The sequence below is a fragment of the Vibrio sp. GLN_1 genome (genome assembly GCF_043106015.1).
GTDB classification, from domain to species: domain Bacteria; phylum Pseudomonadota; class Gammaproteobacteria; order Enterobacterales; family Vibrionaceae; genus Vibrio; species Vibrio parahaemolyticus.
In genome coordinates this window covers 16,195-38,479 of sequence record NZ_JBICMD010000016.1, presented here as the reverse complement: position 1 = coordinate 38,479, position 22,285 = coordinate 16,195, and the positions used below count along the sequence as shown (strand labels likewise).

20 protein-coding genes are annotated in these 22,285 nt (G+C 45.5%); 7 read left to right on the top strand and 13 right to left on the bottom strand.

All coding sequences use genetic code 11. From position 1 onward, the window contains the following. Positions 1 to 93: 93 nt before the first annotated feature. Positions 94 to 2,376, bottom strand: coding sequence for a tetratricopeptide repeat protein (locus ACF8OV_RS07930; protein WP_258496184.1), 2,283 nt, complete (start codon positions 2,374 to 2,376; stop codon positions 94 to 96). A 162-nt stretch (positions 2,377 to 2,538) separates the two neighbouring features. Further along, positions 2,539 to 3,384, bottom strand: a complete 846-nt coding sequence (gene queF / locus ACF8OV_RS07925) for an NADPH-dependent 7-cyano-7-deazaguanine reductase QueF (protein WP_258496183.1) — start codon at positions 3,382 to 3,384, stop codon at positions 2,539 to 2,541. A gap of 108 nt (positions 3,385 to 3,492) precedes the next feature. On the opposite strand from queF, the gene syd reads away from it, so the two are divergent. Both syd and ACF8OV_RS07915 read left to right on the top strand, forming a co-directional pair. Next, positions 3,493 to 4,038, top strand: a complete 546-nt coding sequence (syd, locus tag ACF8OV_RS07920) for a SecY-interacting protein (protein WP_005459156.1) — start codon at positions 3,493 to 3,495, stop codon at positions 4,036 to 4,038. Between the two features lie 2 nt (positions 4,039 to 4,040). Then, entirely contained in the window at positions 4,041 to 4,817 is a 777-nt protein-coding gene (locus ACF8OV_RS07915; protein ID WP_025794967.1) for a Zn-ribbon-containing protein, read from the top strand. A gap of 104 nt (positions 4,818 to 4,921) precedes the next feature. Here ACF8OV_RS07915 and ACF8OV_RS07910 read toward each other — a convergent pair whose 3' ends face one another. The 3 genes from ACF8OV_RS07910 to metN are packed head-to-tail and all read right to left on the bottom strand — an operon-like array spanning position 4,922 to position 7,465. Then, positions 4,922 to 5,731, bottom strand: coding sequence for a MetQ/NlpA family lipoprotein (locus tag ACF8OV_RS07910; protein ID WP_005459159.1), 810 nt, complete (start codon positions 5,729 to 5,731; stop codon positions 4,922 to 4,924). Between the two features lie 32 nt (positions 5,732 to 5,763). Beyond that, on the bottom strand, positions 5,764 to 6,441 hold the full coding sequence (locus ACF8OV_RS07905) for a methionine ABC transporter permease (RefSeq protein ID WP_005459160.1): 678 nt from the start codon (positions 6,439 to 6,441) through the stop codon (positions 5,764 to 5,766). Further along, positions 6,431 to 7,465, bottom strand: coding sequence for a methionine ABC transporter ATP-binding protein MetN (metN, locus tag ACF8OV_RS07900; protein WP_005459161.1), 1,035 nt, complete (start codon positions 7,463 to 7,465; stop codon positions 6,431 to 6,433). The genes ACF8OV_RS07905 and metN overlap by 11 nt, the downstream gene beginning before the upstream one ends. Positions 7,466 to 7,807: 342 nt before the next feature. Here metN and gmhB point away from each other — a divergent pair, with 342 nt between their 5' ends. The 4 genes from gmhB to treC all read left to right on the top strand — a co-directional run bounded on the left by gmhB (position 7,808) and on the right by treC (position 12,783). Beyond that, the gene (gmhB, locus tag ACF8OV_RS07895; protein WP_392404340.1) at positions 7,808 to 8,359 is read left to right on the top strand and encodes a D-glycero-beta-D-manno-heptose 1,7-bisphosphate 7-phosphatase; all 552 of its coding nucleotides are present in this window, start codon (positions 7,808 to 7,810) and stop codon (positions 8,357 to 8,359) included. Positions 8,360 to 8,461: 102 nt separating this feature from the next. Beyond that, positions 8,462 to 9,409 carry a trehalose operon repressor TreR gene (gene treR / locus ACF8OV_RS07890; RefSeq protein ID WP_005459168.1) on the top strand — a complete coding sequence of 316 codons (948 nt, stop codon included), beginning with the start codon at positions 8,462 to 8,464 and terminating at the stop codon, positions 9,407 to 9,409. Positions 9,410 to 9,585: 176 nt separating this feature from the next. Continuing rightward, complete coding sequence (treB, locus tag ACF8OV_RS07885; protein WP_005486795.1) at positions 9,586 to 11,010, top strand: PTS trehalose transporter subunit IIBC; 1,425 nt, start codon at positions 9,586 to 9,588, stop codon at positions 11,008 to 11,010. Between the two features lie 87 nt (positions 11,011 to 11,097). Further along, a complete protein-coding gene (gene treC / locus ACF8OV_RS07880; RefSeq protein ID WP_140113113.1) occupies positions 11,098 to 12,783 on the top strand; it encodes an alpha,alpha-phosphotrehalase in 1,686 nt (561 codons plus the stop codon). Positions 12,784 to 12,887: 104 nt separating this feature from the next. On the opposite strand, the gene ACF8OV_RS07875 is transcribed toward treC, so the two are convergent. The 3 genes from ACF8OV_RS07875 to ACF8OV_RS07865 form a co-directional block, all read right to left on the bottom strand. Next, complete coding sequence (locus ACF8OV_RS07875; protein WP_005459179.1) at positions 12,888 to 13,787, bottom strand: hypothetical protein; 900 nt, start codon at positions 13,785 to 13,787, stop codon at positions 12,888 to 12,890. A 131-nt stretch (positions 13,788 to 13,918) separates the two neighbouring features. Continuing rightward, the gene (locus ACF8OV_RS07870; RefSeq protein WP_086458910.1) at positions 13,919 to 15,439 is read right to left on the bottom strand and encodes a winged helix-turn-helix domain-containing protein; all 1,521 of its coding nucleotides are present in this window, start codon (positions 15,437 to 15,439) and stop codon (positions 13,919 to 13,921) included. Between the two features lie 90 nt (positions 15,440 to 15,529). Continuing rightward, positions 15,530 to 16,132, bottom strand: a complete 603-nt coding sequence (locus tag ACF8OV_RS07865; RefSeq protein ID WP_005496223.1) for a YitT family protein — start codon at positions 16,130 to 16,132, stop codon at positions 15,530 to 15,532. A gap of 347 nt (positions 16,133 to 16,479) precedes the next feature. On the opposite strand from ACF8OV_RS07865, the gene glyA reads away from it, so the two are divergent. Continuing rightward, positions 16,480 to 17,730, top strand: coding sequence for a serine hydroxymethyltransferase (gene glyA, locus ACF8OV_RS07860; RefSeq protein ID WP_005479594.1), 1,251 nt, complete (start codon positions 16,480 to 16,482; stop codon positions 17,728 to 17,730). A gap of 261 nt (positions 17,731 to 17,991) precedes the next feature. Here the strand turns inward: glyA and lipA are convergent, their stop codons facing one another. The 5 genes from lipA to ACF8OV_RS07835 form a co-directional block, all read right to left on the bottom strand. Then, positions 17,992 to 18,957, bottom strand: coding sequence for a lipoyl synthase (gene lipA / locus ACF8OV_RS07855; RefSeq protein ID WP_005496220.1), 966 nt, complete (start codon positions 18,955 to 18,957; stop codon positions 17,992 to 17,994). Beyond that, positions 18,954 to 19,616 carry a lipoyl(octanoyl) transferase LipB gene (gene lipB / locus ACF8OV_RS07850; RefSeq protein ID WP_140311954.1) on the bottom strand — a complete coding sequence of 221 codons (663 nt, stop codon included), beginning with the start codon at positions 19,614 to 19,616 and terminating at the stop codon, positions 18,954 to 18,956. Before lipB ends, lipA begins: the two co-directional genes overlap by 4 nt. A gap of 176 nt (positions 19,617 to 19,792) precedes the next feature. Then, positions 19,793 to 20,071: a DUF493 family protein YbeD gene (gene ybeD / locus ACF8OV_RS07845; RefSeq protein ID WP_005488798.1), complete on the bottom strand. Its 279-nt coding sequence runs from the start codon at positions 20,069 to 20,071 to the stop codon at positions 19,793 to 19,795. Positions 20,072 to 20,209: 138 nt separating this feature from the next. Next, positions 20,210 to 21,388, bottom strand: a complete 1,179-nt coding sequence (locus tag ACF8OV_RS07840; protein ID WP_005488796.1) for a serine hydrolase — start codon at positions 21,386 to 21,388, stop codon at positions 20,210 to 20,212. A 92-nt stretch (positions 21,389 to 21,480) separates the two neighbouring features. Continuing rightward, complete coding sequence (locus ACF8OV_RS07835; RefSeq protein ID WP_062854966.1) at positions 21,481 to 22,284, bottom strand: septal ring lytic transglycosylase RlpA family protein; 804 nt, start codon at positions 22,282 to 22,284, stop codon at positions 21,481 to 21,483. Between the last annotated feature and the right edge of the window lies 1 nt (position 22,285).

The following is a 22,285-nucleotide window of genomic DNA, read 5'->3' as shown; positions in this document are numbered from 1 at the left end:
GACTACGGTTAAGTCCATGTACTACTGACAATTAACTGATAATAACAAAAAACTTTATAGCGTCATTAGTTATTACGCTTAACCGATGGTTAATTATCCATTTTTTAATATTTTCTTGATGTCGTCCTCATTCTTGTAAGAGGAGTGGATCTTGATCAGGCCTTGGTTGATGGCGTGTTGGCAAGCGGTTCTTATGTTACCGGTTGCAAAGCTCGCTGCTGGCGCGTTGTCTATGGCTTTCAAAAATACCCAATGACTTTGTTTATCTTTGAGGCTAACTTCGCGTGCAATGTGCGTCGCAAGTAGCAGTAAATCGAGCAGCTCTTCGTCATTGATAGCGGTGTAAGCACGAGGCAAGAACGGGTAGTCGCTGATGCCCATACGAATGATGCGATTGACGTTATGCTGAGTCGCAAATTCGTCTACCCACGCTTGGAATTTTTCAAACATGACTTCGGCAGAGGCGTCGCGGTCGGCGTTAGGTTCGATGTAGAGTAAGTTTGCATCCGAGAAGTGGTACAAACGTGCCGGTTTTTCGATGCGCTCTGCTAGGTATTCACCGAATGCGCGTTCTAATTCCAAGCCCGCTTTGTAACCATTTTGAACGTACATGCTGCGTAAGAACGGTAGGTCGATCATCACAAAACGTAGTCGGTCGTTGAGCGGTTCATGGATAAGTTCACCCATTTGCCACTGTTCAAAAGTGTCACGCGATTTTTTCAGTGAGCGAGACAACTTCACGTTCAGCATGCGCAGATTACGTAAGCGAGAGCGGGAATGGGTAAAGAGGTCGTTACGAAGTTTTTCGATTTCACCCGCTTGGCGCTGCATGATCACGCCGCGGCGCATAATGAACAAAAACATAACCAGAACGGTGATGAATAGGGCAAAGGAAATTTTCTGGAACTTACGGTGTTCCATTTCCACCTGCTCTAGACGCTCTGATTGACCGACATAGTGAATGGTCTGTTCCGCAAACTCTTTTTGCTGACGGAACGCATCTTCACTAATTTGGTTGAGTTGTTTTTGCTCCAAACGCACTAAGCTGGTGTATTTTTTGTACGCTTGCAGTGACAGTTGATATTCGCCCGCCTGTTCGTAACCCAAGCCCAACAAACGGTAAGATTGCTGTTTGATGAAGTTTTTGTTTTCCGGCGCTTTTTCGACAAGCTCTAAGGCTTTCTTCGCGTTTTCAATTACTTTTTTGCTGTCGTTCTGATGATAAGCGAGACCAGACTGAAGTAGGGCTGCTTTCGCTTCAAGCTGAGGGATATCCGCGTATTCCAGTAACTCTGTCGCACGTTCCAGATATTGCTCTGCAAGTGCGTAGTTGTAGAGTTGCAGGTAAGTCGCAGCCAAGCTCAACCGAATCTTAATGGTGCGATTGATATTACGACTGGTGCTTTCGTGATCCAGTACGTTGAAGTAGTGCACCAAAGCAAGATTGAACTTGCCTTGATAAAAATAGATGTCGCCCATTTGTTCAAGTACATCGGCCAAAATAGGGGAGCTTGGGTAAGAGTCGTAGAAATCTGCAGCCTGAGACAGATATTCAATGGCTTTGTCGTACACACGACGTTCTTGGAAAAGTCTCGCCAGCAAGCGGTTTACTTTGGCAAGGCGAGTACCGCTGTCACTTTCGATGGACTGCCAATAACCGTAAAGCAGTTCTGAAAGCGCAAGGTTGTATTTTTTACTGTTAAGGTAAAACTCACCAACAGAAGTGTAGTAATCAATTAAGGCCAAATCGGAACGGCTGTCCTCAAGCATGCTTTTCGCTTGAGCATACAAACGCTCTGCGCCAACGTTATCGCCACGATGAGCCGCTAGCAGGGCTCGTTGCATCACAAGACGATAACGGACGCTGTCTGTACGTTGAAGTACAGAGTCGGCTTCGTCTAGCTGTTTTTCAATTTGATTGAGGGTGTCTTCGGCTGCTGAATAGTTGTGGTCGTACATCCAAATCATTTGGTTGCGCATGAGTTGCACATCCAAAGTCATGTAAGGCAGTTGGTATTCTTTCGCGAGCTTTTCTGCTTCATTGAGGTTATCGATCGCTGAGCGGACATTGCCCATCGTATAGTCGGCTTGCGCAATGATCTTGTGTGCTTCGATGGTGCTGGCTGGGGTACGAATGCTGCGGTCGGTCTCTTCTCGAGACATCGCTGAAGGGCTACCGCTTTCTTTACGTTCGGTCAGTTCGCGTTGCGATAAGTAGTTTTTGGCTGCTTTCTTTGCTTGAGCTGGCTCTATCTCAGCCAGTTGTTGTGCTTCGTTAAGCAAAGCTGAAGATAAAATGGTCGCGTGAAGTGGCTGTGCCAAGAGTAGACAAAAAAAGCCTATTAATTTAATTAGACGCGAACTGTCCCAAAACATTCTTTTCGTTCCCTCGAACTGTTTTAGATAGCGGATAAACCCAAATGACTTCAACTTGCTTTTTATAGCCGGTTGAAGTCGTTTGGTATAGTAACATGCTTGGGCAATAAAAACGCCCGGCAATCCTCTTGATTGCCGAACTTATTTCTGCCTATGACGCTATTATTGACGAGCCATGCGATGATTATGAGCTGGCTTATCTTGTTCTGTCGAACGGTAAGGGTTGATATCCAAGCCGCCACGACGAGTGTAACGCGCAAATACCGTCAATTTGTTTGGTTGGCAGTATTTCATCAGGTCAGTGAAAATACGTTCTACACATTGCTCATGGAACTCGTTGTGTTCACGGAAAGACACCAAATAGCGCAGCAACTTCTCACGATCGATCTTGGCACCTTGGTAGCGAATTTCAACGCTGCCCCAGTCTGGCTGGTTGGTGATCAAACAGTTCGATTTCAATAGGTGGCTATGCAGCACTTCTTCCACTTGATCTTCGCCAGCAGCACCTGCTAGCAAATCAGCATCAAAATCGTAGCTGTTGATTTCAATGTCTTGGTCGTCAATGCATTCGCCTTCCATTGTCACGATAGGTTGGTTGGTGTAGTGACCTACAGGGTTCACTTCGACCAATACCTTTTCGCTCGCACACGCGGATAGGTCTTGCGTTAAACGCTCTGCTACTTCTTCCCAACTCGCGAAACGGGTTTGGTTGTAGCTATTTAGGTAGAGCTTGAATGACTTCGACTCAATTAAGTTTGCACTGGTTGCAGGAATGTACACTTCACCAACGGCCACTTGAGGCAAGCCTTTGCTGTTTAGCCAAGACAGTTCGTACAGAGTCCAAATGTCATGTCCCAAGAAAGGTAAGGTGTCGCCTAGTTCAAGGTCATCACGGTTTAGGCTGCGAGGTACAGGTTGCAGTAGGCTTGCATCGTACTGGTTAGCGTACTCAGTCTTTTTGCCCAGCGTCAGGCCAGCAAGCTCTTTAGCGTCAGAATATTTGCTCATACTTTGTGGTCGTTTTCGATTAGAATGGCGAGAATTTTACTGAATCCGCTGATTAATTGCTATCCGGCAAATTCTGCTATCTGACAAATAAGGAATGAGGAGACCTTCATGACCCAAACCGTTACTCAGGCGCTACAAGACTTCAGCCTGCGCTACCAACAAGCTTGGCAAAATAAGCATAATGAATTGCCTCGCAATGAGGAGCTTGCTGATCTTGTTTCTCCATGTGTCGAAGAGAAGTGTGACGGCGCGGTATTGTGGAAAGCATTCCCGCGAGAAGAGATGGCGGATTTTACTAACGTTGAAAATGCGATTGAGTTGACGCTGCATGAAGACATTAAAGCGTTTTATGGATCTCAATACAGTGCGGATATGGACGCAACGTGGCAGACGAATCCTCTGACATTGCTTCAAGTTTGGAGCGATGACGATTTTGTTCGTTTACAAGAGAACATTTTGGGTCATTTGGTGACACAGCGTCGTCTAAAGCTAAAACCGACGGTGTTTATCGCAGCGACGGATGCAGAATTGGACGTGATTTCAATTTGTAACTTAACGGGCAATGTGATTTTAGAGCGTTTAGGAACAGATAAGCGCGAAGTGCTCGCAGAGAATGTTGTGGAGTTTTTGGCCAAAATTGAGGCTGCGGTGTAAGCATGTACGTTGTTGAGTTGCAATTTGAGTGTTTTGATAACACCACCGTCAGTGCGGTAGATAAAGCCATTAACGGTTTGATGGATGCGTTGCGTTACAACGGCCAAGTGCTAGGTCGTGAATTCCCGATAGTGATGGGCGATGGCGAATTTTTTGTGCGCGTGGTTTGCCCGGAGCAAGACAGTTTGCATCCGCGTTATCATTCAGATTTCGTTAAAGTGTGCATGAATCGTTTGTCGGATGCGTCTTTGCTTGCGCCGAAAATGCGTATGCTTGGTCGTGATTTAAATTCAGAACAAGCGGCCGAAGACGAAGCGCCAAATTGGCAAGTGCTCTACACGACGTATGTGCACACGTGCTCGCCACTGCGCAGTGGTGAAACTTTGTTGCCAATTCCACTGTATCGTAATGATCCGACACTCAACGGCGATCATAAAGCGGTCATCAAATGGCAGACGGAATGGCAAGCGTGCGATGAAATCCAAATGGCGGGCGGGTGCCGCGCGGAGCATGCGGCGCTGCACGAGATTTGCGACGTAGACAGTGTGTTGTTCCGCCGCGGTTGGGATTTGCGTGGTCGTATCGAATACATCACCAAGATTCCAACTTACTATTACCAGTATCGCGTGGGCGGTCAGTCGTTGGAGAGCGAGAAAGCACGTAAGTGTCCGAAGTGTGGTGGAGAATGGCTGCTTGATGAGCCATTGCATGACATCTTCTATTTTAAGTGCGACGAGTGCCGAATTGTTTCGAACATCTCTTGGGATCATATTAAATAGGTTCTCACCTGACCTAACTTGATAGATTGAGAAAGACTAAAAAGGGCTGATGTTTTCACATCAGCCCTTTTGTTTTCGAATAGTTCTGTTTTAGAAAAGCGAGATTACCAACCTTTCACTACGCCGCCTTTGAATAGTTTTTTCGCTGCTTCGTAAACTTCTTCAGTTTGATAAGCTTTTACGAAGTTTTGTACGTTTTGAGCATTAACGTTCTCTTCACGCGCTACGATTAGGTTTACGTATGGAGATTCTTTATCTTCAACAAACACACCGTCACGCTCTGGAGACAGGTCGATAGAGCTTGCGTAAGTGGTGTTAATGATAGACAGCGTTACGTCATCCAGAGAACGAGGAAGTTGTGGTGCTTCTAGCTCAATGATTTCAATGTTCTTAGGATTGCCTACGATGTCACGTACTGTAGCGAGTAAACCAACGCCATCACGTAGAGTGATCAAACCTTGTTGCTCAAGAAGCAGTAGTGAGCGACCTAGGTTGGTTGGATCGTTTGGAACCGCGATGCGTGCGCCATCTTGAATTTCATCCACAGATTTTACTTGCTTTGAGTACCCTGCGATTGGGTAAACAAACGAGTTACCTGCGATAGCCAGTTTGTAGCCGCGATCTTTAACTTGTTGATCTAGGTAAGGTTTGTGTTGGAAAGCGTTCGCGTCTACAGAGCCGTCATCTAGCGCAGCGTTTGGTGTTACGTAGTCCGTGAACGTAACCAGTTCAACGTCTAGGTTGTACTTTTCTTTCGCTACTTTTGCCGCTACTTCAGCAACTTGCGCTTCAGCACCTGCAATAACGCCAACTTTTACCTTGTTAACGTCCACTTCTTTATCGCCACAACCCGCTAGAACAAGAGCAGAAGCAGCGGTTGCTACAGTCAAAAGACCTTTAAGGCTAAATTTCATGTTTATCTCCTTATAATATGTATTTTCAATGCTTATCGGTGGTCTACACGGCGCACCACTGCGTCACCGATAGACTGAATAATTTGTACTAGAACAATCAACATCACAACGGTTACTGCCATGATAGTAATGTCGTAGCGGTGGAAGCCGTATCGGATGGCTACGTCACCGAGGCCGCCGCCGCCAACCGTTCCTGCCATCGCAGAGTAGCTCACTAATGTCACTAGAGTAATCGTCACTGAGTTAACAATAGTCGGCATTGCTTCTGGTAGGAGAACTTTTGTGATGATTTGCGTTGGTGTTGCGCCCATGGATTGCGCAGCCTCAACCAAGCCAGTTGGTACTTCCAGCAATGCCCCTTCAATGAGACGAGCGACAAACGGAATCGCACCAATAGTCAGCGGAACGATTGCCGCAGTTGTACCAATGAAAGTGCCCACTAACATCTTAGTTACTGGAATGATCGCAACCATCAAAACAAGGAAAGGAACTGAGCGCCCAACGTTAACCACTGCACCAAGAATTCCGTTCAGTTTGGTGTTTTCTAGCAAGCCGCCTTTCTTAGTAATATGCAGAATCACCCCCAATGGAATGCCGACCGCAAAACCCACTACGCCAGCAACCGCGACCATATAGATGGTTTCCCACGTAGCACCTAAAAGTAGTTTGCTGTTTAAACTTAGCCATTCAAAAATCGTATTAAAGGACATAACCAAGTACCTCTACTTTTACGTTGTGCTCGCGCAGATATTCAATTGCTGCACTGTCGTCTTGTTCATTACCAAACAGCTCTGCGACCATCATGCCGAACTTCACGCCGCCGGCGTAATCAAGATCGGAACTCAGAATGCTGACGTCGATGTTGTACTTACGCGAAATCTGCGACATCAACGGTGCATCTACGGTTGCGCCAGTAAATTCCATACGGACAAGAGGGTAGCTGCCTTCAACGCGATTTGGTTGCAAACGCGCTTGGTAATCTTCTGGAATGGAAAGATCCAATGTGGAACGAATGAACTCGTGAGCCAGTTCCGTTTTAGGGTGCGCAAAAATATCGCCAACCGTGCCTTTCTCAACCAATTCACCACCACCGATGATCGCCACTTCGTGACAGATGCTTTTTACCACTTCCATTTCGTGGGTGATCAGTAGAATCGTGATGTTGAGTTTGCGGTTGATTTCTTTTAATAGCTCAAGGATGGATTGAGTTGTTGCAGGATCCAGTGCGCTGGTGGCTTCGTCACACAACAGTACGCTTGGGTCGGATGCCAATGCACGAGCAATAGCCACACGTTGTTTTTGACCGCCACTTAGGTTGGACGGATAGCTTTCGTGCTTGTCCGCTAAGCCAACGAGCTTTAGCAACTCAGTCACTTTTGTTGTGATTTGCGATTTGTCTTTGCCAGCCAGTTCCAGTGGTAGAGCCACGTTATCAAACACAGTACGAGACGAAAGCAGATTGAAGTGCTGGAAGATCATGCCAATGTTGCGGCGCGTTTCAACCAACTGCTTTTTGCTGAGTGTTGTTAAATCAACACCATCAACGATGATGGATCCAGAGCTTGGTGCTTCTAGCATGTTTACACAGCGGATCAGCGTACTTTTACCAGCGCCTGATGAACCGATAACACCGAAGATGGTGCCCTTGGCGATGTGTAGGTTAATGTCTTTCAGGGCAAGGATTTCCTTACTGCCTTGGTAGAACACTTTATTGACGTTTTTTATTTCTATCATGTTTCAACCTGCCCAGAGATAAGGGGAACTTCGCTGTCAAAAACGGCCTTTGACAGAACTTAATTTTGAGCTTTATCTCAATTCTCAGTTGATGCTATGGGTTAACCAGAATGAAGTCAATAGATATTTTTACGTCTAGACGTCTAAATGTATGGATGTTCTGTTTTGGAAAGAAAGAGGCGTAGATAACAACAAGAAGATGAGCGGAGGGGCACCCTCAGATTTACCGATTCTTGCCCAACAAATCAACCGTTTTGTCGAGGCCTAGAACGAATTAGATAGTGTTGAAGTTTATAAGGTATGTAATAATCTGATTAAACCGAGTTAATAGAGAAATACGTTTTGGCAAAACCTGCTGTTTTTATCGATCGTGACGGCGTGATCAACGTTGACCACGGCTACGTTCATGACGAACATAATTTTGAGTACATTGACGGTGTGTTTGAAGCGACAAAAGCGCTGAAAGATAAAGGTTACCTGTTGGTGCTTGTAACGAATCAATCGGGCATCGCGCGCGGTAAATTCAGTGAAGACCGTTTCTTGTCTCTGACACAATGGATGGACTGGAACTTCGTTGATAATGGCGTTGAGTTTGATGGTTTTTACTATTGTCCACATCATCCTGAGCATGGCATCGGTGACTACAAGCAAGATTGTGATTGCCGCAAACCTAAACCTGGTATGTTTATCTCTGCTCGCGACTTCTTGAAAATCGACATGGAAAAATCTGTGATGATTGGTGATAAAGCCGAAGACATGATGGCAGCAGAAGCCGCAGGTGTTGGCACTAAGATTCTGGTTCGCACAGGTAAGCCAATCACCGAGCAAGGTGAAGCATTAGCTACAGTAGTGCTCGATAGCATCGCAGATGTGCCAGCGTATTTACAAAAATAACACCACAATTTGCATGTTTAAGGGAAGCGTTTGCTTCCCTTTTCTTTTATTGCTGTTAAAGTTCAGTCACCTAAGCATTCATCCATTCTAGTTTGATCACTTATGAGCAAAAAACTCACCATTCTTGATATCGCGAAATTGGCAGGCGTTGGCAAATCAACAGTAAGCCGTGTGCTTACCAATGATCCAAAAGTGAAACCTCAAACGCGAGAGAAAGTAGAGCAAATCATTCGTGAATCTGGCTATGTACCGTCCAAATCTGCGCAATCAATGCGTGGCGGTAGCCAAAAAGTCATTGGAGTTATTATCTCCCGTCTGGACTCACCATCCGAAAATCGTGCTGTTGGTACAATGCTCAATGCATTGTATTCCGCTGGCTATGACGCGGTGATCATGGAAAGCCAATTTGATCGCGACAAAACCAACGAGCATCTAAACGTGCTTAAGCGTCGCAATGTGGATGGGGTGATCGTGTTTGGCTTTACTGGGTGCGATGAGCAAGCCTTAGCCGAGTGGGGAAATCGCATTGTGGTGATTGCGATGGATACCAATAACGTCTCTTCCATCAATTATGATAACCAAGGCGTGATAGACATGGCTTTGTCTCATCTTGAGCAGCAAGCTTTATCTCGCATTGCTTACATTGGTGTTGATCCTGAAGACAAAACCACAGGCTTGGCGCGTTTAAATGCTTATAAAGCTTGGTGTCAACGTAAACAACTCACACCTTGTTTCCAAACCGGTAAGCTTAGCCATGAAAGTGCTTATCAGTTGGTGGATCACGTTTTAAAAGCAGATACGCAAGCCATTGTGTGTGCCAGCGATACCATTGCATTGGGCGTAATTAAGCGTCTTCAAGAGTTAGGTCGTGAAGATGTGGTCGTGACAGGCGTGGGTGGTAACGAGTTGCTTTCTTTCCTTTTCCCTAAAGTATTTAGTGTTGACCCGGGTTATACCCTTGCGGGTGAAAAGTCCGCTAAGATGCTGATTAATCAGTTAAATGGTGATGAAGAAGTCGTTCACTTCACTCAACATCCTGTTTGCCGTTAACCCGTTCTAAAACGATCTGCTCTAAAATTATACTGTGATCATTCTCAATTAATGGGACTGTTCCCATTTTGTTTTTTGTCTTTGGGTGGCAATATTAAAATTAAGAAATGGGAATGTTCCCATTTATAAAAATAAAATGATGAATCGAATGTATCCAATACAGGGTGGACAAAGTTATGAGTAAGATTGCGCGTAAAGACGTGGAGCGTCTTATTGAGCTGGTCGGGGGGCCGGACAATATTGCCAGTGTAAGCCACTGTTTAACTCGCTTGCGTTTTGTTCTAAATGATACCGACAAAGCGGACACGAAACAGTTAGAAGCCTTGCGTATGGTGAAAGGCTGTTTTACCAACGCAGGTCAATTCCAAGTCGTCATCGGCACTGAAGTTGATGAGGTTTACAAAGTTCTGATCGAGCTAAGCGGTAAAAGTGAAGCGAGCAAAGACGAATCCAAGAACGCTGCTCGTCAAAACATGAATATTGTTGAGCGTGGTATTTCCCACCTTGCAGAAATCTTTGTACCGTTGCTGCCTGCGATCATTACTGGTGGTTTGATTCTTGGTTTCCGTAATGTGATTGGCGACATCAAAATGTTTGATGGTCAAACCCTAACGGAAATCAGTCAGTTTTGGGCGACTGTTCACTCATTCCTATGGTTAATTGGTGAAGCGATTTTCTTCTTCTTACCCGTTGGTGTGTGTTGGTCGACCGTGAAAAAGCTAGGCGGGACACCGATTCTGGGTATCACGTTGGGTGTGACGTTGGTTTCGCCGCAGTTAATGAACGCGTACTTGATCGGTAAACAAGCACCAGAAGTCTGGGATTTCGGATTGTTTGTTATTGAGAAAGTGGGCTATCAGGCGCAGGTGATTCCAGCGATGTTAGCGGGTATGGCACTGGCGTTTATCGAAACGCACTTAAAACGCATCATCCCATCTTATCTATACCTCGTGGTCGTGCCGTTTGTTTCTCTCATTGCCTCGGTGATTTTAGCGCACTCGATCATTGGTCCATTTGGTCGCATGTTGGGTGATGGCGTGGCATTCGCAGCAAAAGCGGCCATGACTGGTGACTTCGCGATGATTGGTTCAACTATCTTCGGCTTCTTATACGCGCCACTTGTGATCACAGGTATCCACCACACAACCAACGCCGTTGACTTGCAGTTGATGCAAGAATTGGGTGGCACGCCGATTTGGCCTTTGATTGCACTATCGAACATTGCTCAAGCATCGGCAGTGGTTGGCATCATTATCATCAGTAAAAAGCAGGATGAGCGTGAAATCTCAGTGCCAGCAGCGATTTCTGCCTACCTTGGCGTAACAGAGCCGGCGATGTACGGCATCAATTTGAAATACAAGTTCCCAATGTTGAGCGCGATGATCGGTAGTGCATGCGCTGCTGCTATCTGTGGTAGTGCGGGCGTAATGGCGAATGGTATCGGCGTAGGCGGCTTGCCGGGTATCTTATCTATCCAGCCGCAGTTCTGGGGCATCTTTGCTCTGGCGATGCTAGTCGCGATGGTGGTACCTGCCGCATTAACATTAATTCTTTATAAGCGTGCACAAGCGAAAGGTGAGCTTGAAGCGGCAAACGCGTAATTCAATTTGAGGCAGTGACTTGGCTGCCTCCTCCTGTTTTTCTTTTCAAATTTTAAGTTTCCGATTACTGGTAAGTGAGTGTTAGAAATGGCTATGACCAAGCATGATGAGAGCTGGTGGAAAACCGCGACCATCTATCAAATTTACCCAAAAAGCTTTTGTGACAGTGGCAGTAAAGGCACGGGCGACATTAAAGGGATCATTTCTAAACTGGATTATCTAAAACACCTTGGTGTGGATGCGATTTGGCTGACGCCAGTGTATCAGTCTCCTATGGTTGATAACGGTTATGACATTTCCGATTACTACGCGATCAATCCACAGTTCGGCACTATGGAAGATTTCGATACCTTGCTGGCAGAAGCGCATCAGTTGGGTATTCGTATCATCATGGACATTGTAGTGAACCACACGTCGACTGAGCATCATTGGTTCCAATCCGCGTTAGGGGATAAAAACAGCCCATACCGTGACTACTACATCTGGAAAGATCCGGTTGAGGGCGCAGAACCTAACAACTGGCAATCGAAGTTTGGAGGCAATGCTTGGGAATTGGATGACGCGACAGGGCAGTACTACTTGCACCTTTTTGCTAAAGAGCAGGCGGATTTGAACTGGGAAAACCCAGCGGTGCGTGAAGAAGTCAAAGAAGTCATCAGTTTCTGGGCAGACAAAGGCGTGGACGGTTTCCGTCTCGACGTCATCAACCTGATTTCTAAACAGCAAGACTTCCCAAGTGATGATATTGGCGATGGCCGTCGTTTCTATACGGATGGTCCTCGCGTGCACGAATATCTGCAAGAAATCAGCGAAGCCGTGTTTCAAAAGTACGGCAGCGTGACGGTGGGGGAAATGTCTTCGACCATGTTAGAGCACTGCCAGCAATACTCTTCATTAGATGGCAAAGAGCTGTCGATGGTGTTCAATTTTCACCACCTGAAAGTCGATTATCCGAATGGTGAAAAATGGACCAAAGCGCCGTTTGATTTCATTCAGTTAAAGCAGATCTTCAACCATTGGCAAACGGGCTTAAATGGCAAAGGGTGGGGCGCACTGTTCTGGTGTAACCACGATCAACCTCGTGTGGTCAGCCGCTTAGGTGATGATAAACAATACCGCGTTGAGTCGGCGAAAATGCTGGCGGCGTCTGTACATATGATGCAAGGCACGCCGTATGTTTATCAAGGTGAAGAGATTGGTATGACCAACCCAGGTTACACTGAGATCAGCCAGTACCGCGACGTAGAAAGCACCAACATGTACGACATCATGGTCAACCGCGATGGCGTATCACACGAAGAGATGATGGCGATTTTGGCGCAGAAGTCGCGTGATAACTCACGTACGCCAATGCAGTGGAATAGCCAAAAGCACGCTGGTTTTACCGAAGGCACACCGTGGCTTGAGGTGGCGCAGAATTACTCTGAAATCAACGCAGAAGCAGCGGTTGCAGATTTGAACTCGGTGTTCTACTTCTACAAACGTTTGATTGAGCTACGTAAACAGGTTCCGGTGATCACCGATGGCCGTTATGAAGATTTACTGCCAGAGCATCAACGCATTTTTGCTTACGCTCGCCAGAACGACAAACAAACGCTGCTGTGTGTCAATAACTACTACGCTGAAGAGGTGGAATGCGTTCTGCCAGAACGTTTTGAACTGAGTAAAGCGAAAAACTTGCTATCCAATTATCAAAACTCAGCGAGCGCAGTCGCGTCAAACCATCAAGTGTTACGACCTTACGAAACTCGTATTTTATTGATAGAAGAATAAACTCGGGTGTCATCACCCCTAGGATTGATGTTCGAGATGAAGGCTTTGGTGTGCTCCCCAAAGCCTTCTTTTATTGAGACGCCGTATCTCAAAAAGATGCGAGCTTATTTTGTTTCAATCGCTGTTAGCTGCACTTTCTCTTCGTTGATTTGTACTTGTTGTACTTTTAGTAGTTCGATTTGCTCAATCAGACCTAAGCTCGGGTTAAACCAACGTTCTGCTGAAGTGGCGAATTCCATTGAGTCCATATCATCGCAGTTTAGGTTGTAAGTATTCTCTTCCGTCAGGTACGCCGCTTCAATTGTCTTGCCCGAAATCGAGAACGTTTTACGTACGCCAGTCTCTCGGATTTGCTGTTGCCAAACCACTTGGCAAGATGCTGTCATTGGCAGGTTTTGTACCCACTCATGTTCTTCAAAACTGTCTAACAGGTGGTGTACTGCGTTGCCTGTAAGAGTGGTTTGCAGAGACATGGTTTCTTCACCGATATCAATGTTCGGGCTTTTCTCTTTTACGTCGTTACCGTTCAGGCGGAAAATCGGGCTACTGTGCATTAGCATGGCAATAAACTGATTGCCAATAGAATAAACGTCGGTGACTTCATGAAGTGCACCATCAGAGCCTGCAAAATAAAGTGTATTGCTCTCTTCTTCGTTATTGAACTGTTCGTCAGAGTAATAGAACTGTTGAGCGCCGTAGTTCACCAAGTCATTAACCAACTGGATGATTGCTTCGCTGTTTGGGATTTGTGCCAATGCTGCCAATATTTGCTCGCTATCCATCGCTTGAAAGCTCAGCTTCATGTCACCTTCAGATTGGCCATCCAAGCTAAACGAATAGCTAAGTTGTGTGTTTGTCTCGGGAGCGAAAATGGAGTTTTGAATCGCGATGTCGAAACTTTCTTGAGGCACTTTGTTTGGATTAGCACTGCCAGAAGACGAACCTCCGCCACAGCCGTAAAGAGCCAGAGTTGCTGCTGCGATAAGCGTCATTTTGTTTAGCATGGTTTACATTCCTGATTGATAAGGCCGCTTCATGTTGGGCCGTTGCTTGAATGCGAGCATGCTAAGTTCGGTGAGATAAAAAGGGCAAAAAACAAAAGCTAATAGCGCTTAACGAAAGCTTAATTTTATATTTAGGTCTTTGTTTTATTTGGGCTTATTTCGTTAGCTACGTTGGTGCAATACTCATTGATGAGCGCTTTCCATCGGCTGATAATTTCTTGATCGGTCAAACTGACATGCAACGTTTTCCATGGTTGAAGGCAAGTTTCTTTCGATTCTGATTGAGAAAGACGTTCAAACAATGTCTCGGAGGGTAAAACGCGCAGCAGTGCCACCAGTGATTCCATGTAGTTGAGACGGAACTGTTCAAGTTTGTTTTGCTTATAAGCGATGTGAGACACAAACGTATAAATCAGCGCGTTTTGAATGCGTGAGTCGCCATCTGGAGTAGTCAACAGAACTTTTGCTCGGTCTAGGTTACCTAGTTTGAAATGCAATACGCCCAACCAGAGGCTTAGCTCATCTGGCAAAACATCGAACGACGACTGCACTTGCGTCAAATACGCTTCCAGCTTTTGAGGCTCTTGCTCGTATAACGCGAGATGCCTTGCGGTTGTGATAGCTGCAAACTCATCAGCTTGTTGGAGAGGTTGGTTAGAAAAGACATTCTCAAACAGCATTTTTTGGTGAACGTCTGACAGTTGCCATGTGCTTGCCGAAGGTGCAGGCAAGTTGAAGTATTGTGCGACATCCGAGTGAATTTGGAAGATGTCCGATTGTAGGTCGGATAAGCGCAGTGTGTATTCATTGCGAAATGCCAGTTTCCCTGTCGCAGGATAAATAAGGTTCATCTGCGCTTTCAAGGTGCCTTGTTCTGCGCCGTCTTTTAACTCTATGTTGAGTTCGTAATCACTGGTCTGCATATTTCGTGCACCAGGGAAATACGGTGTATGACCAATGGGATCCAGAAAGTAACTTGGAGCGTCTTGGTTAGCGATGTCGGTATATGGATATTCGACTTGTTGTTGCAGTAAGACGGCTTTGACCAGTGTGCGATATTTTCGTGCCTGAGAGCCGATTGCATCGACACGGTTGAGCAGCAACTCGACTTTGGGGATAAGTAACTGATGACGTGTTTGTTGTGTTGAAATCTCTTGGCGTTGCCATAGCAAGCTTGCGAGCGTCACGCTACAAACTGCAAGTATGGCACACAAGCTATAAGCAAAAATTAGCTTGAAGTTCTTATTACTCGCAACCTGAGTTGGGATAACGCGTCGATGGTTTTTCGCTGGTGGTATTAAACGGATATTGGCAGGGTTAAGAAAATAACCCTTGCGAGGATAAGTGACCAAGAGCTTAGCCGCATCGTACTCGGGTAGGTGTTGCTGTAGCAGCGCACGTAAGGTGCTAATGCGGTTAGTGAGCACATTCTTGGAGATGAATTTGCTCTGCCAAATGGTTTCGATAATGGTGTCGGCAGAGATCGGATGCCCCACGCTTGTTAGCAGTAGCTCTAATAACTCAATGGTACGAGGTTCGAGATCAATCGCGATAGTGTCTTGATGAAGAGTCTGAGTTTTCGGATTGTAGACCAACTCGCCAATCGCAATACAACTGTGAGTTTGTTTGGCTTGTTGTAGAAAGTCGCGCATACCGTACCGAGTTATTTGGAAATCGCGAAATATTATATAGTTATTGAAGCGCGAAATCTTATAAATCGCGCGTCAATTATCATCAAAAGTTTATGAACCGTAGGTAACGGAATATCGGTGTGGTTTGTGATTCATCGCCAATACGACATTCAGTGCAAAGGCACCCAAAATCGAAAGGCCAATCACCTCTGGAGTGACAAAGAAGAACGAAGCAAACAGGATACATGCATCGATTGCCATCTGGCTTTTGCCAACAGAAATTCCAAACTTGTCCTGAATAAACAAACACAACACGTTAAAGCCACCTAGGCTGGAGCGATGTCGGAACAAAATCAGCATACCTAATCCCATCAATAGGCCACCAGCTACCGCGCAATAAATTTCGTTAACCGATTCGAGTGAGATCAGCAAATAAAGGTGATCGGCAAAGATAGAAACCAAAGCGCCAGAAATAGCGCTATTGATTGCGAAATGACGGCCGAAGCGTTTCCATGCGAGTAAGTAAAAAGGACAGTTTGCCAAAAAGTACAGCACACCAAAGGTAAAAGGTGTAAATTGGCTTATTAGCAATGCCAATCCAGTCGTGCCTCCTGTTAGAAGGTTCGCGGATTGGAGAAAGAAAACGCCCTGAGCGACCAAAAAGGTACCAGTGAGAATTGCTATCCAGTCTTCTTTTCTTGAGTGTTTTTCCATCAAAATTGCAGTCATCGGTGAGAAATAAGGCGTGCATAGTAGTAAAAAGATGATCTTTTCGGTAGCTAGAGGGTAAAATTTGCGGTAAACCTATGTAATTGCTGTTTTACAGGGTGTAAAGCACAAAATTGACAGGCAATAAATCGTGGTTGAACAATTGCAACATCACCATGATAGATATTGCTTGTCATCATGAAAAAACTGCATGAGAAAAATTGTAAATTTCTCTTTATGACCTAGATCAAATTATGTAGAATGCGCGCCATTGATGCGACGAAAACGTTTGCGTTAGGTCGTTAACCAGTTTTTTTGCAACTTTCAGTACTAATCTGAGTCAGGAGATACAGATGCTTAAGCGTGATATGAACATCGCAGATTACGATGCGGAACTGTTCGCAGCTATCCAGGAAGAAACCCTTCGCCAGGAAGAACACATTGAACTTATCGCTTCTGAAAACTACACAAGCCCACGTGTAATGGAAGCGCAAGGTTCTCAGCTAACGAACAAATACGCTGAAGGCTACCCAGGCAAGCGTTACTACGGCGGTTGTGAGTACGTAGATAAAGCAGAACAGCTTGCTATCGATCGTGCATGCAAACTATTCGGTTGTGAGTACGCGAACGTACAACCTCACTCAGGTTCTCAAGCAAACAGCGCAGTTTACATGGCGCTTCTTAACCCAGGCGATACAGTACTAGGTATGAGCCTAGCGCACGGTGGTCACCTGACTCACGGTTCTCCAGTAAACTTCTCTGGTAAGCATTACAACGTTATCCCTTACGGTATCGATGAAGCGGGTCAAATCAATTACGACGAGATGGAACAGCTAGCGCTTGAGCACAAGCCTAAGATGATCATCGGTGGTTTCTCTGCTTACTCGCAAATCGTTGATTGGAAGCGCATGCGTGAAATCGCGGACAAAGTAGATGCTTACCTTTTCGTTGATATGGCACACGTAGCTGGTCTTATCGCAGCAGGCGAATACCCAACACCTGTTCCACACGCTCACGTAGTAACAACAACGACGCACAAAACACTAGCAGGCCCTCGCGGTGGTCTTATCTTGTCTAATGCTGGCGAAGATATGTACAAGAAGCTGAACTCAGCTGTGTTCCCTGGTGGTCAAGGTGGCCCTCTAATGCACGTTATCGCTGGTAAAGCAGTAGCGTTCAAAGAAGCGATGGAGCCAGAGTTCAAAGCTTACCAAGCTCGCGTAGTGAAAAACGCAAAAGCAATGGTTGGTCAGTTCCAAGAGCGTGGCTACAAAATCGTATCTAACGGCACAGAAAACCACTTGTTCCTTGTTGATCTAATCGACAAAGACATCACTGGTAAAGATGCAGACGCGGCACTAGGTGCAGCAAACATTACAGTAAACAAGAACTCAGTACCAAATGACCCACGCAGCCCATTCGTAACGTCTGGTATTCGTGTAGGTACACCAGCGATCACTCGTCGTGGTTTTACTGAAGAAGACGCAAAAGATCTAGCAAACTGGATGTGTGACGTCCTAGATAACATCGGCAACGAAGAAGTTATCGAAGCGACTAAACAGAAAGTATTAGAAATCTGTAAGCGTCTACCGGTTTACGCCTAATTGTTCTGCCTGATTCACTCTATTTCTGTGTCAAAGGTGCTCATTTACAGTTGTAAACTGCGCGCCTTTTCCTTGAACTAGAAACAAATCAATTTGAAAATACTAAAGGTCCTCAATTGAGGGCCTTTTTGTTTTTCTGGCGTCTGGGATTGTTTAATCGTGCCATCGAATAAAAGAGAGTGGTGCAGGGCATCTCTTGTTTGGCAGATACAAAAAAGGTTGGCACTAAGCCAACCTTTTCAGTTTTCGAGTTCAAGATGCTTATTTTATCTCAAGACCTTGTGCCTGCATATCGGCATGGTATGAAGAGCGAACAAATGGACCACATGCTGCGTGCGTGAAGCCTAGCTCTAGTGCGACTTCTTTCAGCTCGTCAAACTCTGATGGTGGAACGTAACGTTCTACAGGCAAGTGGTGACGGCTTGGCGCTAGGTACTGACCTAGAGTTAGCATCGTTACACCGTGTGCACGTAGATCTTTAAGCACTTCGATGATTTCTTCTTTGGTTTCACCAAGGCCCATCATCAGACCTGATTTGGTCGGTACATCTGGATGCTGCTCTTTGAACTTCTTAAGAAGCTCAAGTGACCACTTGTAGTTCGCCCCTGGGCGAGCTTTACGGTAAAGACGCGGTGCAGTTTCTAGGTTATGGTTGAAGACATCAGGCGGGTTGTCTTTCATCAGGTCAAGCGCTACGTCCATACGACCACGGAAGTCAGGAACCAGTGTTTCGATCTTGATGTCTGGATTTAACGCGCGGATCTCACGGTTACAATCGGCAAAGTGTTGTGCGCCACCATCACGTAGGTCGTCACGGTCTACTGAAGTAATAACAACGTACTTCAGTTTCATGTCGGCGATAGTTCTTGCCAGCTTTTGTGGCTCTTCTGCTTCTGGTGGTAATGGACGGCCATGAGCAACGTCACAGAAAGGACAACGACGAGTACAGATTGCACCTAGGATCATGAAGGTTGCTGTACCGTGGTTAAAACATTCCGCTAGGTTAGGGCAAGACGCTTCTTCACATACGGAGTGAAGTTTGTTCTTACGCATCGCAGCTTTGATGTCTTGAATTCGTTGGCTGTCGGCTGGTAGCTTGATCTTCATCCAATCAGGCTTACGTAGCACTTCTTTCTGCTCTGTAGGCATGTTCTTTACGGGAATCAATGCCATTTTATCGGCGTCACGATATTTAACGCCTTTTTCCATCTGGATTGGTTTGCTCATGCTTTATTACCTTGAGAAGGTGCTTCTGTGCTGAATTCTACTCGCTCGTAATTGAGCAAAGTAACGAGTTCTTCTATTAATTGTTTTTCTACGGTTTCTACGTCACTCGGGCCGTTAAATTGGCTCACTTGAACCATTTCCATGCCTGCATAACCACAAGGGTTGATGCGTAGGAACGGCGTTAAGTCCATATTTACATTCAGGGCTAACCCATGGAATGAGCAACCTTTACGAATACGTAGACCGAGAGAGCATATTTTCTTGCCATCGACGTAAACGCCAGGGGCGTCTGGTCTTGCGGCAGAGTCGATATTGTATGCTTTTAATGTGTTGATCACGAGGTTCTCGATGGTTGTAACGAGATCTCGTACGCCTAATTTTTTGCGACGTAGGTTGATCAAGAAGTAAGCCACGAGTTGACCAGGACCATGATAGGTTACCTGACCACCACGGTCACTTTGTACGACAGGAATATCACCAGTGTTAATTAAGTGCTCGGCTTTGCCTGCCTGCCCTTGGGTAAATACTGGGTTATGTTCGACCAACCAGACTTCATCAGGGGTTTCTTCTGTGCGTTGGTCGGTGAACTCATGCATCGCCTTCCATACAGGCTCATAGTCTTGGCGGCCAAGTCGTTTTACAACAAGTTGGTGTTGCATGGGAATTCCTGTCGCTAATATATAAAGTTTTTGGATTATAAACCGGATGACCCAGATGCTCTACCGCTGAGTAACAGATTTTTAACTGAAAGCACAAGGATATCGAGTTATCTGGCTGATAAATAAAAAGAAAGCAGCCGAAGCTGCTTTCAAAAAAAATTTAATCTATCAAAAAATTATAGAACCATACGAACGATGTCGATTTCGCCCAATTCTTTGTATAGGGTTTCAACCTGCTCGATAGACGTTGCAGTGATGTTGATAGACACTGAGTGGTAGTTGCCTTTAGCGCTTGGTTTGACTTTTGGGCTGTAGTCACCTGGAGCATGGCGCTGGATTACTTCAAGAACGAGTTCTGGAAGCTCAGGCTTTGCATGACCCATTACCTTGTAAGTAAAAGAACAAGGGAACTCAAGCAGGTCTTTCAATTTTGCATCAGAGTTGATGGTTAGCATATCGATAACTCCAGTTGGTATTCGTTGCGGTGCGAAATAGTACAGTCAAATTAGGGTGAACTCAAGGTGAGGATCACAGACTTAAAAAGCCGCCATAATTGGCGGCTTTGCGAATAAGTTTGCTATTCTGCGACTCGTTTAGAAGAAGCTCTTGAATAACAATACGATGTAATCCCATAAACGGCTGAACAAGCTGCCTTGCTCTACGGTTTCTAGTGCCATTAGCGGGTATTCAGCAATATCTTCACCATCGATTTGATAGTATAGCTTACCGACTACATCACCTTTATTAATTGGGGCTTCTAGCTCTTTTTCAAGTACGAAGCTTGCTTTTAGGTTTTTCGCTTCACCGCGTGGCAGTGTTACGTAAGTGTCTTGATCAAGACCCAGAGCAACGGTGTCTTTGTTACCCATCCACACTTTTTCTTCTACGAAGGTTTCACCCGCTTTGTGAGGCGCTACTGTTTCGAAGAAGCGGAAGCCGTAGCTCAGTAGTTTTTTGCTTTCTGATTTACGAGCATTTGCATCTTTAGTGCCCATCACTACAGCAACCAAACGCATTTGGCCTTCTGTTGCTGAACTTACTAGGCTGTAACCTGCATTGCTTGTGTGGCCAGTTTTGATGCCATCAACGTTCATGCTCTTATCCCAAAGTAGACCGTTGCGGTTGTATTGGGTGATGCCGTTGTAAGTGAATTTCTTTTCAGAGTAAACACGGTACTCGTCTGGCACGTCACGAATCAGGGCTTTACCAAGTAGCGCCATGTCGTAAGGTGTTGAGTACAGTTCAGAGTTATCTAGGCCGTGAACGTTGGCAAAATGAGAGTTCTTCATGCCTAGGGTATTTGCCCACGCGTTCATTAGGTCAACAAATGCATCTTCAGAACCTGCGATGTGTTCAGCCATTGCCACACACGCATCGTTACCTGATTGAATGATGATGCCACGGTTAAGATCACGTACTTTTACCGTAGTACCTACTTCAATGAACATTTTTGAAGAATCTGGGAAGTTTTTCGCCCATGCATTCTTACTGATGGTTACGTCATCATCTTCTGAGATATTACCACGTGCTAGCTCTTGGCCGATTACGTAGCTGGTCATCATTTTAGTTAGACTAGCAGGAGACAATTTTGTGTTCATTTCTTTTTCTGCTAGCACTTTACCTGAATGGTAATCCATCAGTACGTAGCCTTTTGCCGCAATTTGAGGCGCATCTGGAACAACGACTGGTGATGCAAAAGCAGATTGAGCGAAGGTTGCAGAAAGGGCAACCGAAGAAACGAGAATAGATTTCACAAACTTATTTTTATTCATGGTAATTCAAATTTTTGGGTTTAACTGCACACATCTTACCAGAATCCCCACTTATGTAAGAGGGGCTTCGTTTAGAAATTCATGACTCAAGGTCATTTCGCAGTGTTGTGTTTTTTAATAAATGCGGACGAATAGCCGAGCAACTTTACTTTATCCAGTGTGGCTTGCGTCAGGGAATAGTCAGTAAATGGACCCAATAACAAGCGATAAGACTCTTTCGCGTTTTCTAAGAAAGTTTCGGTATCCAGCTTTTGACCAAGCTCTGCGCCTAAAGTTCGTGCGCGATCTTCATTTTTTGAAGATGCGACTTGAATGACGTACTTTGGGTGAGAGTCTAGCGATTTTTGATCGGTAGGTTTCTCTACGCTGATAACTTCGATTTCAACATTCGCCGTTCCTGTTTTTATGACATCCAATTTATGCGCAGCGGCGTAGCTCAAGTCGATGATACGGCCATCGTGAAACGGACCTCGGTCATTTACTCGAACGACTGTGGTTTTGCCATTGTCGGTGTTGGTCACTTTCACATAGCTTGGTAACGGTAGCGTTTTATGCGCAGCCGTCATGGAGTACATGTCGTAGATTTCACCGTTAGACGTCAAATGCCCCTGGAACTTTTTACCGTACCAAGATGCACGACCTTTTTCAGTAAACCCTTTTGCGTCGCGAACGATCTTGTAATCATTACCGCGCAAGTGGTAATCGGTATTACCACCTAGGCTGTAAGGTTCGTATTTGGGATGCGCATCCTCGATGTGTTCGACTGAAAGCGGCGTATCGGGTGCTACATCGGATTCAAGTTCGTAACGGCCTTCTTGTGTCTTTTGACTGGTGGATGAACAACCAGCCAAAATCAGTGCAGAAAAAACTAAGGAATATAAAGCGCGTTTTTGCATG